The following is a 13006-nucleotide window of genomic DNA, read 5'->3' on the forward strand; positions in this document are numbered from 1 at the left end:
GATCAATACTTACGTGTTGATTTGTGCTGCGGTTAATATGCCAATTAATATCGAAATTAGTTTAGCGCTATTGTGGTTGGGTGCTTATGGTGCAATGTTACATTATGTTATTGAAAAAAAACGTGCCCCAAGCGCTCGAGCAGCATATATGTTGACCTTGTTTAGTTTTTTATGTTCGATTCCGCTGCTTGCCAGTACCTTTGCTTTATATTGGCAAGTTGAGCATTTATTACCCGGGTTTATTGCGGTGAAATCCGTGATGCGAGAGCAAAGTTGGTTCTATTTTTCTTTTATCTTTATCCTTTATACCTTGATTAGTTTTACGGTGCTTTACATTATTTATCGTTGTTTAAGCCGTCGCGTGGCTTATCAAGTGCAGCATCAATACCGGGCATCATGATGATGCAGATAACAAAAAGGCCACATGAGTGGCCTTTTTGTTATTTTAGGTATTATTAACGGCAAGTCGCTATCTCTTTCCAAGCTTGTTGCCAATGATCGCCTTTGCCTGGCGTGTAAGCCCATTCAGCTTCTTGGGAGCACCAACCGCCGACAAGACATTCATAGGTACGCCCTTTGTAGCGGACTTGATCGCCTTTTTGATAATCTCGACCCAAGACAAATTTCTTTGCCTTGCAAGGGCCTTTATCAGGCGATGCATCACCACAATGTTTTAACTGAGTCCAAGCTTGTTGCCAGTGATCACCTGTACCAGGCGTATAAGCCCATTCAGCTTCTTGTGAGCACCAGCCCGGCACTTTACAGCGAAATACTTTACCTTTGTGTTTTACGCGATCGCCTTTGTCATATTGTGCGCCGGCGCGATAGCGACTAGCTTTGCAAGACTGATTGTAATCATTGTCGTTATCGTCATCGAAATCTGGCTTTGGTAACAACCCAGCCTGATTGCGAACTTGGTATTTTAGAATTTGCGTGGTTTGGCTGCGATTATCTAAATAAGTGACACGTGCTTTAAAGTGCGCTTTACCAGTTTGAGTCGGTGTGAATTCAAGCGTAAAGGGACGGTTGTTACGGCTACCAATATGTTGGCCGTTATAGTAGAAATCGACAGATTTGAGCTGCCTAACTTTTAGCGGTACTTTGACTGAAAGTTCAATCGACTGGCCTTTAACAATAATGCTTTGGCGGACATTGGATTCTAGCTCAATATCATTGTCTTGCTGAGGTTTGGTCAGTAGCTGGCAGCTGCCTTCTTTTTTCCAGGCTTTACCCTCTTTATGATGACTGACAGGCGCATCACCTTGCGTCCACCAGCGCGCGCTATAAACCACGCCCAATTGTTTGACGCGATCGCCGCTATTATAAGCTTGTGCTTTATCCCAGCTGTCAATATGCGCACAATTTCGATCGCCCGCGACGGCCATACCACCGAACAGAGACAGGCAGAGGATAGGCCACTTCAAAAAAGAAAAACGAGTCATGTTTGAGTCCTGAAAAAATATCAGCCTCTGTTTTACACCAGCTTAAATTTGCCGATGAAGCAGCATTTTGCTGTTACATCATGTTTCGCTTCAATTGATGAGTTTGGCCGTGTTTTTATCTGGTGTGAGCAGCAAGGTTAACTGATTTGTAAAATCAATTGCTTGCTTGCGTCGGGTGACGCCTATCTTTTGATAAAGATTGCGTATATGGGTTTTTAGGGTGGTGGCCGCCACGCCTAAATGATCGGCAATTTCTTCATTACTCAGTCCCATATAAATAAATCCAAGCACTTCCCATTCACGCATGGTGAGTGGTTGAATCGTTAAAAAATGTGGAAATTGTGGCTGCTGCCTTAACTGTTGGATGGCAGCGGCGTTAAAAGGATGTTGGAAAAACGAGGGCGCAGAGGCTTCAGCGACTTTTGGCCAATGGCTTTGCAGAAGCGGCGGCGGTGTTACTAAGTGGTGGTGTTGCAGGATATAGGGCATTAACAAAGCACGATATTGTAATAACTCGCCAGGGGTTGTATTTGTCAATTGATCAAGCACGGTGCTTAACTCTTGGGCCTGCGATTGTTTTGGCGGGCGCGTGAGTAAGCTCAGCATGGCAAGGCGCGCAGAATATTCAATGGATAATGTGGGCTGCTGTTTTAAAAGTTCGGCGCGAAGGGCTTGATAATGCTGTATTTGTTCTTGTTGGCCTTGCAGAATCAACGCCAAAAGATGATTGAGACTGCATTGAGACCACATCCAATTGGCTTGTTTGAGCTGGTGGCTGCGCTGTTTAAGCCACTGGGCAATTGCTATCGGTTGTTCACGAATTTGCAGCAACACCTGCGCATCATATTCGGCTTGCCAAAATTGTTGCTGTAGCGGTGAGAGTAGCTGAAGCTCGCATTCAGCCAAGAGCGCGCGCGTCATTTCTGATGACGAGAGGCTCGCGGTGTGAATGAGTTGCAGTAGCTGTCCCAAGCAGACGGTGCGCTCTTGATTGGCTTGGAGTAGGTGCTCTAAACGCTCAGGTTGATAAGACAGACCCTGTTTTATCCGTAGTAGCTGTTCGGTCGCAATTAAGTCAACATAAATTGGCCACTGTTGTAACTGCTGCTTATGGACCAATTGGTGAATTTGCAAATTGAGTTGAGCGGCCTCATCAAGTGCATTTTCACTCATCAGCAGTTGTAGTCGATAGAGCATGGCAAAGAGTGCATCACCATAATAGCGCTGCTGAATTGCCATTTTTTCTGCTTGTTGAAAAAGAGATCGCGCTCGGTTTTGTTTACCAGAGATAACCAGCAGCAGCGCGCGAATAATAAGATTCATTGCTTGGCTGACATTAAATTGATGATTCTGATAGCTGGCTGCTTGATTCATGTATGTTTCGGCGTTGTCCCATTCGCCGCGATAAATGGCAAGTAGCGCTGTTAATGTGGTGCGATCTGCTTGCCAACGATTGTGAGGGTTTAAATTTTCATGGGTATCTAGGTAGCGTTGACAGGCCTGCTCGCCATCTTTACACAGCAGAAGCCACGCCCACAAAAGTTGCAGCGGCTCAGACAGTGGCGCTTTGACTTGATGAATTTGTAAAAAAGCCTGTTCCAATAGTTCAAATTCACAGCGCTGAAAGAGCGCCCAACCAGAGAGCGTCAGCAGCTCTTGCAAATACACCACATCCTTGGCTTTAAGCGCATGACTCATTGCAGATTTCAGTTGTCGCTGCTGTTGCCATGCACTGGAAGCAAGTCGATGCAGGTGGGACTCTAAATTAGCTTGTTTGAGTTGTCGCTGGTGGGTGAGAAATTGATGAAACAGTGGATGAAAGCGAAACCATTGGCCTTCTTGGTCGATGGCGTAAATGAACAGTCCCTGTTGCTTCAGTTGCTCAACTGTCGCCATTGCATTTTCATCTTGCGTGAGATGATGAATTAACGCCGTATTAAAGGTGTCAAAGACGGCACATTGCATCAATAATTGCTGATGTGCTTCGGGGAGTTGTTCAAACACCTCTTCAGTCAAATAAGACCAAAGATGCTGATGGTTGAGTGAAAAATCTTGCGCTGGTGTATGGTTAAGTTGCTGATTGTGCAGCGCAATCAGCTGCAAGGCGCTGGGCCAACCTTCTGTTTTTAAAAGAATGTGGTCAATTTCGACCGGGTTCAGTCGATGCCCCAAGCGGCGCTGAAAAAACTGTTGGCACTCTCTAGCATTAAAGGCAAGGCTATTGGCATTAAGCTCAAATAAACGATTTCGAATTCGCAAATTGGCAATGCCAAGTGCTGGCTCTTGACGGGTAATCAGCAGTAGACGTAGGCATTGCGGTGGATATTGCAGTAAAAGCCGAAGGAATTGATGTATCGCACTGTTTTCAATGTGATGATAGTCATCAAGCACCAGATAAAGGGGGGTGTCTAGCGGCTCGAGTCTGGCGTATAGCTGTTGATGGAAGAGTGTCCAATCGCTGGCTGTGGAAAGTGGCGCCGTACTTTGTGTTTGCGTGGATTGAAAGCAGCCATCGATGGCGGCATCGAGATAGCGTTGAAATAGCTGAATATCGTTATCTTGTGGATCCAATGAAATCCATGCCACGCGCTCTTTATTACTGAGCCAATCGGCGATCAGCGTGGTTTTACCAAAGCCTGCGGGGGATTGGCACAAAATCAGGTGTTTATTTTTATTTTGTTCCAATAAACGCAAAAGCCGAGGCCGTACAATGGTACCGTCTCGGCGCGGCGGAAGGCATAATTTGCTGGTAAACCACATGGATTAAGACTCGATTTGACAGCGCTGGAGGGCAAACTGACAAAGCTGTTCAATCGCTTGATAGTAACGCTCAAAATCATCTTCACTTGGCATGCGCTTGGCTTTTGCACTGCGCTCCAAGGCTTCAGAGAGGGCGCGCACTGGCTCGGCGGCAAGATTGGCTGCAGACCCCTTAAAACTATGACAAATCAATGCGATGTCCCCTAAATCTTCACATTGCTGAGCTTGTTTCAATTGTTTGACCATCAGCTCGCTCTCTTCAATAAAGATGGCAAGACAAGCATTAATAATCTCTTCATCTTGATCGAAGCGATCCATTAATTGGTCAAAATCCAAAGGCGGCACTTCATGAGCCTGCTGTGTCAAATCCTTTGTTGCTTGTTCTGTGCTGTTCATGTTCTTTCCTTGAGGCGCAGTTGGTGTTGATTCGATGCGCTCGAGTCGATTGAGCCGATGGCGAAACATCGCCAGTGCATCATCAAGTTTGCGCTCATCCAGTGGTTTGGTAAGGACGTGATCCACGCCTGCTTCAAGCATGGCATTTTTGGTTTCTTCAAAGGCATCGGCAGTACAAGCAAGAATCACCACATCACTTTTTTGTGGCGCTTCAAGTTGACGAATACGGCGGGTTGCGACTTTGCCATCCATAATGGGCATATGGTTATCCATCAAGATTAGATCAAAATCTTGTATAGCCAACATATCCAAGGCTTGTTGGCCATCCTCAACACAGCTGGTTTCAAAGCCTCGTTGTTTAAGAAAGGCATCAATAATCATGGTGTTGAGTTTATTGTCTTCGACAATTAAGACCTTTAGGCCACGGCAATCGAGTTTGCTGTGGCTATTGGCATCTCGTTTTTGCTGCGCTTGACCTTTATCGACACGTAAGGTGACGCGAAACTGTGTGCCAATACCTAAAATACTTTCAACGTCGATATCGCCCTGCATCATTTGGCAAAGCTGACGAACGATGGCAAGCCCTAGACCGCTGCCTCCAAATTGACGCGTAGTGGAGACCTCCGCTTGCGTAAAGGGCTCAAAGATCTGTTTGATTCGCTCTGGCGCAATGCCAATGCCTGTGTCTTTGACTCGGATTTCAATTTGCTGTGGGTCGTTGTTTGAATGGCCGATATGGACATCAATGCGTCCTTCATTGGTGAATTTGACGGCATTATTGAGTAGGTTGAATAAGATTTGGCGAATGCGCGCTTTATCTGCCAAAAACCATTGCTGCGGTGAAATTTGATTATCAATGAGCAGCTCAATACCTTTCTCTTTGCAAAGCGAGTGATAGGTACTTTCTACGCTGCCGATAATGTCATGAAACAGAAAGTGGGTTGGATCCAGCTGCATCTTGCCTTGCTCAATTTTAGAAAAATCAAGAATGTCGTTGAGCAGGGTCATCATATGATTACCTGAGTCATAGAGCTGAACCAAGTGGTGCGTTTGGCTCTCATTTAGCGGGGTTTTGAGTAGCAGTTGGGCCAGACCCAATACGCCATTCATTGGCGTGCGAATTTCATGGGAAAGGGTGGCTAAAAAGGCCGATTTAGCTCGGTCGGCACTTTCTGCGCGAATTTTTTGTGCCAATAAATCTTGCTGTTCGCGTTGAATCACACCGCCACTTTGATTGAGCGCTTGGCGCAAAATACCAAACTCTTCTATTTCAAGCATGGGTGGGTGCGCATGATAATCGCCTACTTGAAAGCGTTTCGCTTGGTCGGTTAATTGGGTGAGTGGTCGACTCATTCGCCGTGCGAGTAGCAGCGCAAAGAGTGAACAAAGCAGCAGAGTCAGTAGGCCAAATCGATAATAAAATTGCTGCATTTCGGAGACGGGTTGCAAAATCGCTTGGGTCGGAGCAAAGGCGATCAATGCCCAAGGCTCGCTTTGTTTTCGGCTAAGGTCAGGATAAGCAAAGGCGATGATATGAGATTTGCCATGATCATGACCGATTTCTAAATGACCATAGTGCTGTTGATTGATTAGGTTTAGCAGCGCCTTTTGGCTGCCCTGCAAATGTTCAAACAGGGATTCACTTTGCATTCGATGCTCAGAATAGGTAATGACCTCACCCTCAAGGTTAATTAAAAAAGTGCCTTCTGAGCCTTTAATTCGCTGAGAAAATGCATTGAGCGTTTGGGTGACATCAGTGAGATCAAAAAGGATCACTAGCTCATGGGGGCTATTGGAAAAAGGCGCAATGACCAATTGATATGCATGACCTTGAAGTTGAACAAATTGGCTAAAATAGGGCGCTTGGCTGAGCGATCGCTTTTTTTGTAGCGCAATAATTTGTGGTTGGAGCGCTGAAAGTGGCAGCGTTTGTGGTTTGCGCGATGCTGATGAGGCTTGATAAATGGGCTGTAACTCGTTTTGACTGTTGAGCTGAAATGCCGCGTAGACTTCCTCCGCTTGGCTTTGATAAAGCGGCGTGAAATGTTGCGCTTGAAGATCTGATGCATGAGTATCTAAGTAGCGTGCAAGGGTGATGGTGAGATCAATATGCCGTTGAATACCTTGCTCGATGTGCTGTGCCACGAGATAGCTTTTTTCATTGAGCTCATTGGTGATGCCTGTCGATGCGATCTGCTCGGTGCGATCTAAAGTGATATAAGCAAAGAGCGTGAGCGGGACGATGGCAGCCAAGAGTAAGCTGATGATTAATAGTGGCTTAAGACGTCGTAACACAAGATATTCCTTGATCTTGTTAAGAACCCTGTCAGTAACTATAGACATAAATTGTCTGGTGAATCTGACACTTTTTATGATGATTTGAATGCACGCGCAGAGTATTGGCCTTTGCCACTGGAATCAGTACAATGCCAGTCATTATTCTTGAGTTGGAATCGTGATGAAAAGTTTTGAAGATGAGTTGAAAGCGCTTGAAATGAGCGATGAGCCAGAAGTGGCTTTGCCAAGTTTAGATGAGCAGCGCACGATTGTAGAAAAGCTCAAAGCGCTTGAAGCAAAGGGGGAGTTAACCCCTGAGGTTCTTGAAGCACATTTTGCTCAGTTTTACGCAGAAAACGACGCACCCGTGCACTAACATATGGGCGTAGCTTAAGCTGCGCCTTTCTTTTCTCGGAGGATGAATGCAAGTACTGATTCGTGGTTTGTTACTCCTGTTTGCTATGACCACCGCCTTTGTTGTACTGATTTTTGCCATGGTGACGCAAGTTGTCTTGAGCATGATTGTGAAAGTCACTGGGCTATTTTCTGGACAAGGTCCATCAACAAAAAATCGGCATTCAGCCGAGACCACCGTTTCGTCAGATGAACACCAAACGATTGAAGGTGAATTTGTCGAAATTCAACGAGATGAACGCCACCCTTAAGTTGGCGTGATTGCGCAAGTCAGCCTTGATTGCGTAAGTTAGCAAAGCACACTAAGGTCAAATCATCACTCACTCAGGATGAGCGTTTGTATGCGCAGCCTACTATTGATGCTTTGTGTGCTATTTCTTGGTTGTACCCATGCGCCGCAGGGTGTGACGCCAGTACAAAACTTTGAATTATCCCGTTACCTAGGGACTTGGTATGAGATCGCTCGATTGGATCACGATTTTGAGCAGGGTCTTAGCCAGGTCACGGCCGATTACGCTTTATCTGATGATGGCGACTTGCAAGTGATCAATCGTGGTATCAATGCGGAAGGCAAATGGCAACGCGCACAGGGTACGGCAAAACTTATTTCCACAGAAAACATTGGCCATTTAAAAGTGTCATTTTTCGGCCCTTTCTATGGCGCTTATGTTATTTTTCATCTTGATTCAAATTATCAATATGCATATGTAACAAGTTACAATCGTGATTATTTATGGTTGCTCTCAAGAACCCCAAAAGTCAGCGATGCAGTGAAGAAAGATTTTATTGAGCAGGCGTCAATACTGGGTTATGCGGTGGATGAATTGATTTGGGTTGCGCAATAAATATAATTTAATTTTTATTAAAAAATAAAAAGGCCAACCCGAGGGTTGGCTTTTTTATGGGATACAACTTAAAGTCAGGCGTTATTTATTTTATTGGCCAAAACAAAATAGATAACAAAGACTCGCGTTGCGTTCGTGAAATTAAAGATACGCGAACCGAGGATATCCTCCAGTGTAGAAATATAATTTCGTGATGCAGCTAAAACTCTGCAAATGGATTTGTGAGCCAGACACGAATATGGTGCAATGCAATCGTGTCCAATGGTGTGAGATGAGAAATATTTGGCAAATTCACAGAGCGAGCGCGCAGTGATGCAGATCCCCTGCTAACCCCATGGTTTTATTCAGACCTATTGCCACGTACAATCGAGAAGGGACACTTTTTTACGATAGATTATGAATCAACAGATAGAGAAAACGCCAAGTGTTGGGATCATCGGCGGTGGCGTCGCTGGCACCACAATTGCAATGCGCCTTGCGCAGTCAGGTATTCAGGTTCATCTTTTTGAACAAGGCTCACGTCTCGTAAGTGGACCGCCGATTTGTCATTTGCACGCGGGTGGAAATCTGTATCGTGAAATTTCAGAGCAGCAATGTGTCACCTTATTGCGTCAGTCCATTGCATCGGCGCGCACTTTTCCGCATACCATCAATCGTCGTCCAACGGTGATTGCGATTCCGCAGCATGATAGCGGTCAGCCTGATGACCTGTTGCCACGTTTACAAGTGGTGCAAGCTGCGTATGCTCAGTTGATTGAAGAAGACTCGGCCAATGCGATTATGGGGCCTGCACAGAGCTATTTTCAGCTTTATGATGAAGCGAAATTGATGGCACTTGCTTGCCGACCAACGCCGAAAATGCCACTGACGGCAGACGAGTGGATGATTCCTGTGGCAAAAGGCCTTGATCTCACGCAGATGAAATTGCCGCTGATTTTGGTCCAAGAGTATGGTTGGAGTGTTTTTCGCTTAGCTGCTACTGCAGAATTAAGTTTGCAGCAATCGGAGTCTTGTCATTTGCACCTTAACGCGAAAGTGACTGGTATTACCAAAAAGAGTCAGGGTTGGCAGATTGATTATGTTCAGCACTTTGCGAAGCAATGCCAAGTCGATTGGCTGATCAATGCCGCCGGGTATCAAAGCGGTGAAATCGATAATTTATTGGGCTTAGCGCGTCAGCGATTGGTGGAGTTTAAGGCGGCCTATGTCACACACTGGCAAACTTCAGCACAATGGCCGGAGGTGATTATTCATGGTCAGCGCGGTACGCCGCAAGGGATGGCGCAATTGACCCCCTATCCTCAGGGCTATTTTCAGCTGCATGGGATGACAGAGGATATTACGTTGTTTGAGCAGGGGCTGGTGGCGAGCAAAGCGGATGATGCGCAGCCGCGTCTTGCCGCACATTTTACTGACAAACTGCAGGGTAGCTGGCAGCCAGAGGAAGTGCAGGCCAGAACGCAGCGTGCGATTGATCATCTCAGTCAATATATTCCAGGTTTTGCAACGGCAACGGTTGCTGGCCTGCCGCTTTTTGGCGCTCAGCAGATCCCTGGTGATGATGTCACACTGCGCGCGGCGGATATCTCCTTTGGTGACGCGCACTATGTTCGTGCAGAAATTGTCAAGGGCTCTTCAGCGCTTGAAGTTGCAGAGGTATTATTGGCGCAGTGGCAGTGCGCTGATCGGGTGGCGACCTTGCCGCAACTGAGCGAAGCGGATGTGGTGGTCCATGCCAGTAAAATTGCGAAAGAGCGCGATTACCCAGAGGCGCTGGCTTTGCCTTACGGTGATGCCTTGCATCTGTAATGGCACTCCGAGTCATAAAAAACCACGCATTGGCGTGGTTTTTTATGATTGAAAGCTTCACTTTCGTGTTTGGGGTTGAGTCTGGCACTAAACGAGCATAAATGAACCATCGAACTTAAAGGTTGCGCAGGGTAAATCGTGTCAATGGCTCCTGCGTGTTTGGTTTTTGCTCTGTTTTTTGCTGATACATGCTTTGATCTGCTAGTGCCATCAGCTCTTCAATGGTTTGTGGTTTATCCGGTTGCCAAATCACGCAGCCGATGCTGGCGCGGATCGCGATAGATTGAGTCAAAATGGCTTCTTTGAGGCTGAGATACAATCGCGTGGAGATCACCTCGGCATCCTCATTGTGTTTGATGGGGCAGGCCATCACAAATTCATCGCCACCATAACGGGCGACGATATCCATGGCACGGCAGCGCGATTGCAGTTTTCGCGCTAGTTGAATCAGTACTTGGTCGCCCACATCGTGACCATAGTGATCGTTGACCTGTTTAAAATCATCAATATCAATAAAAAAGAGCGCGATGGGCTGCTTTTGTCGCTGGCTTTGCGCCATCATGCGCGCAAGATCGGTGCGAAGGGCGCGCCGATTGGCAATCCCAGTTAAAAAATCCAGGGTCGCGGCATCTTGTAGTCGCTGCCGCTCTGCGTTGGCAATGAGCGCGGCATTGAGCACTTGCTGGCACAGTGAAAATATTTCATCGATGTATGATGCATGCGCAAGGGGTTCAAACGCGGCGATAAGTAGCACCGCTGTGTTTGTTGCCGGCCCAGTGTTCAGTGTCAATTGCCAACTTTCGCTAAATCCGTGTTGTTGCAACTGCTGATGGATATAGCGACTGGTGGCGTTTGCGGTGAGTTGGCAGTGCTGCCATTGCGATGAGCTTGGCGCTGGTGTTAACAAGGGGGCAGGGTCTAATTCAAGGGCGCTTAATTCATGAATTTTGCAGACCAGCTCGTCTGGGAGCAAACTTTGCGCAACCAACACCTTGCTGTCATTGGTTTTAGATGGCATGAAAAAAGCACATGAGAGAGCAAACTGATGGCTAATCTGCTCACAGCAAAGTGCCGCGGCTTGATCAATGGAGAGCCCTTTGGCCACATCGCATAGAATTTGGAAAAAAGCGCGATGCGCGGTGAGTAAATTACGGCTCATTTTACTGCTATCTAATTGAAAAAATGAATATATATAACCATGTTATTGTATGCGACAAGGCCACTACTTGGCTGTGAAGCAGTTAACAGAGGTGAGCAATAATAGATAACAACAGATCACAACAACAGGTCAGTGCGCTGTGTAAAAATTTTGGCATTGATACTGGCGATACGTTAGAGCATGCTGCGCGCCATACCCACCAATCGCGCGATAACACGCTTGAGCCGCGGTGGAATTTGTCCCTGTAAGTGCTGCTCACAATAGTTCACCACCGCGATGGCGACGTCTGGTTTGGCGTATTTTCGCAACACTTTGGTGATCACTTTTTTGGCTGGCATTTGGGTGTTTGGGGTGATTCCAGCCATATCGCGAAATAGTGGTTCAAACCCTTCTTCATAAAGAAAATGTTCAATATCGCGCTGCTTGAGCTTGGTAAGACGGTAGGTGAGTGATGTCTCTTTGGCATAATTAGCCACCGTCGCGGCGTATTTCTCTCCCGCCATGTCGCCATCGGTGATCACGTGCCACTCAATGCCTAGTTGCTTGGCTATTTTGATCAGTGGTTTTAAACCGCACTGGGCAAATTCGATAATTTGAATCCCTTCTGCGGCAAAGCTATAGCCAAATAGGCGGGCAAATTCATTAAACAGCCAAACTTCGGTTTCCCCTTCCACCAGTAGCCAAACGCGGGCAAAAAAAGCAGTAGGGCGATGAAAGCGAACGTGAAATCCGACGCGGCGCATTTCGTCCACCGACATTTTTCGCGGTTTCACTTGAAAGCTATGGGTTTGCCCTGATTGGCGAACTAAGCGTCGCATCGCGCTGATATCGCAGGAGGATAAAAGCTCACCTGAGTTGGTGGTGACGATTTTTTGCATGGGCAGCTGCTGCATCAGCCCCCACACTTGGTTTAGGGTGGTGGGGTGTAATCGTCCTTCTGGATCTTCAAACACCAAAATGGGACGGATGGATTTACCAAAGGGAATATCGCCCTTGGCTTGAATAAACTCGCTCAAAAGTGCCAGCAAAATTAATCGACTCTGTTTATGGCTGTTCTTGCCCAGTAGCTGGCTGAGAGTCGCCATGCCTTGCAAAGATGATTGTTGCGGGCTTGATAGCGCAGCACTTGCTGGCGTTTCTCCTGGCTGAGGTATACGCGCATGAGGTTTAAAGGCGAAATAGTGCTCAACCAATTTGCGCATATTAGATAAACCACTGGTGATCTCGGCATCACTCATATCACCGGGCATGGTGCGAAGTCGCTTGGCGGCTGAATGAATGCGTTTTTCAACCTGCGCACTGCTGGTATTGGCAAGCTCAAGACGATCATCTCGAAGGTGGCGTGCATCGCGCAAACGAATGATCGGGTGCAGATGGCATAACACCCGGACACAGCGATTGATATTTTCAACTTCGATGGCTTGACCACTGGCATTGATAAAATCACGATAGGATTTAACCTTGCCGTTATTGTGCGCGACTAAACGATAGTAGATACGCGGATGTTGTTTATCCTGCCAGCACCAAAGCGGCTCAAGGGCGCGATAACGTTTATGGTAGGGCTGCTTTGGATGGTTGGCTTTAAACTGCAAGACGATTTGTAGTGCGCAGCTTTTTTCATGTCCCATTTGGTGGTCGCGATGAAAATCTTGATAGCGAAATTTGTAATCGAGATATTCGGGTGATAGCGCAATGGAAAGGGCGTCAAGCAGTGAGGATTTACCCCACATATTTTCACCGATCAGCACGGTTAGCTCATCGATATCCAGCGACAGTCGACGTATACCACGAAACCCACTAATTTCTACGCGCTCTAACTGCATGGCTCATCTCTCTGCTCGCATCCCTATTTTCACCTTAGCGGATTCAATCTACTGAAACTATGGCGTAGCTACCACATTGCT

General features: G+C 46.7%; 10 protein-coding genes. 5 read left to right on the forward strand and 5 right to left on the reverse strand.

Going from position 1 to position 13006, the window contains the following annotated elements; translation table 11 throughout:
- Window positions 1–148: 148 nt before the first annotated feature.
- Window positions 149–400 carry a hypothetical protein gene (locus L9P36_RS14020; RefSeq protein WP_237468039.1) on the forward strand — a complete coding sequence of 84 codons (252 nt, stop codon included), beginning with the start codon at window positions 149–151 and terminating at the stop codon, window positions 398–400.
- Between the two features lie 55 nt (window positions 401–455).
- Here the strand turns inward: L9P36_RS14020 and L9P36_RS14025 are convergent, their stop codons facing one another.
- From L9P36_RS14025 to L9P36_RS14035, 3 genes are all read right to left on the reverse strand, one after another.
- Window positions 456–1442: a carbohydrate-binding protein gene (locus tag L9P36_RS14025; RefSeq protein ID WP_237468041.1), complete on the reverse strand. Its 987-nt coding sequence runs from the start codon at window positions 1440–1442 to the stop codon at window positions 456–458.
- 90 nt (window positions 1443–1532) lie between these two features.
- Window positions 1533–4202 carry an HTH-type transcriptional regulator MalT gene (malT, locus tag L9P36_RS14030; RefSeq protein ID WP_237468042.1) on the reverse strand — a complete coding sequence of 890 codons (2670 nt, stop codon included), beginning with the start codon at window positions 4200–4202 and terminating at the stop codon, window positions 1533–1535.
- Window positions 4203–4205: 3 nt separating this feature from the next.
- Complete coding sequence (locus tag L9P36_RS14035) at window positions 4206–6893, reverse strand: ATP-binding protein (RefSeq protein WP_237468043.1); 2688 nt, start codon at window positions 6891–6893, stop codon at window positions 4206–4208.
- Window positions 6894–7056: 163 nt separating this feature from the next.
- Here L9P36_RS14035 and L9P36_RS14040 point away from each other — a divergent pair, with 163 nt between their 5' ends.
- The 4 genes from L9P36_RS14040 (at window position 7057) to L9P36_RS14055 (ending at window position 9943) form a co-directional block, all read left to right on the forward strand.
- Window positions 7057–7251, forward strand: coding sequence for a restriction endonuclease subunit S (locus tag L9P36_RS14040; RefSeq protein ID WP_237468044.1), 195 nt, complete (start codon window positions 7057–7059; stop codon window positions 7249–7251).
- Window positions 7252–7297: 46 nt separating this feature from the next.
- Window positions 7298–7540 (forward strand): hypothetical protein, encoded by a 243-nt coding sequence (locus tag L9P36_RS14045; RefSeq protein WP_237468045.1) that lies wholly within the window; start codon window positions 7298–7300, stop codon window positions 7538–7540.
- Window positions 7541–7630: 90 nt separating this feature from the next.
- Window positions 7631–8134 carry a lipocalin family protein gene (locus tag L9P36_RS14050; RefSeq protein WP_237468046.1) on the forward strand — a complete coding sequence of 168 codons (504 nt, stop codon included), beginning with the start codon at window positions 7631–7633 and terminating at the stop codon, window positions 8132–8134.
- A 396-nt stretch (window positions 8135–8530) separates the two neighbouring features.
- Window positions 8531–9943 carry an FAD-dependent oxidoreductase gene (locus L9P36_RS14055; protein WP_237468047.1) on the forward strand — a complete coding sequence of 471 codons (1413 nt, stop codon included), beginning with the start codon at window positions 8531–8533 and terminating at the stop codon, window positions 9941–9943.
- A gap of 115 nt (window positions 9944–10058) precedes the next feature.
- Here L9P36_RS14055 and L9P36_RS14060 read toward each other — a convergent pair whose 3' ends face one another.
- Both L9P36_RS14060 and L9P36_RS14065 read right to left on the reverse strand, forming a co-directional pair.
- Window positions 10059–11102 carry a GGDEF domain-containing protein gene (locus L9P36_RS14060; RefSeq protein WP_237468049.1) on the reverse strand — a complete coding sequence of 348 codons (1044 nt, stop codon included), beginning with the start codon at window positions 11100–11102 and terminating at the stop codon, window positions 10059–10061.
- Between the two features lie 173 nt (window positions 11103–11275).
- The gene (locus L9P36_RS14065; RefSeq protein WP_237468050.1) at window positions 11276–12925 is read right to left on the reverse strand and encodes a DUF2813 domain-containing protein; all 1650 of its coding nucleotides are present in this window, start codon (window positions 12923–12925) and stop codon (window positions 11276–11278) included.
- Window positions 12926–13006 lie beyond the last annotated feature (81 nt).

It is taken from the genome of Vibrio stylophorae (genome assembly GCF_921293875.1).
GTDB classification, from domain to species: Bacteria; Pseudomonadota; Gammaproteobacteria; order Enterobacterales; family Vibrionaceae; genus Vibrio_A; species Vibrio_A stylophorae.

Excerpts from the sequence above, each read along its gene's own strand:
- L9P36_RS14020 (WP_237468039.1), top strand. The coding sequence starts at position 149 with ATGTTGACCTTGTTTAGTTTTTTATGTTCGATTCCGCTGCTTGCCAGT.
- L9P36_RS14025 (WP_237468041.1), bottom strand. The coding sequence starts at position 1,442 with ATGACTCGTTTTTCTTTTTTGAAGTGGCCTATCCTCTGCCTGTCTCTG.
- malT (WP_237468042.1), bottom strand. The coding sequence starts at position 4,202 with ATGTGGTTTACCAGCAAATTATGCCTTCCGCCGCGCCGAGACGGTACC.
- L9P36_RS14040 (WP_237468044.1), top strand. The coding sequence starts at position 7,057 with ATGAAAAGTTTTGAAGATGAGTTGAAAGCGCTTGAAATGAGCGATGAG.
- L9P36_RS14045 (WP_237468045.1), top strand. The coding sequence starts at position 7,298 with ATGCAAGTACTGATTCGTGGTTTGTTACTCCTGTTTGCTATGACCACC.
- L9P36_RS14050 (WP_237468046.1), top strand. The coding sequence starts at position 7,631 with ATGCGCAGCCTACTATTGATGCTTTGTGTGCTATTTCTTGGTTGTACC.
- L9P36_RS14055 (WP_237468047.1), top strand. The coding sequence starts at position 8,531 with ATGAATCAACAGATAGAGAAAACGCCAAGTGTTGGGATCATCGGCGGT.
- L9P36_RS14060 (WP_237468049.1), bottom strand. The coding sequence starts at position 11,102 with ATGAGCCGTAATTTACTCACCGCGCATCGCGCTTTTTTCCAAATTCTA.
- L9P36_RS14065 (WP_237468050.1), bottom strand. The coding sequence starts at position 12,925 with ATGCAGTTAGAGCGCGTAGAAATTAGTGGGTTTCGTGGTATACGTCGA.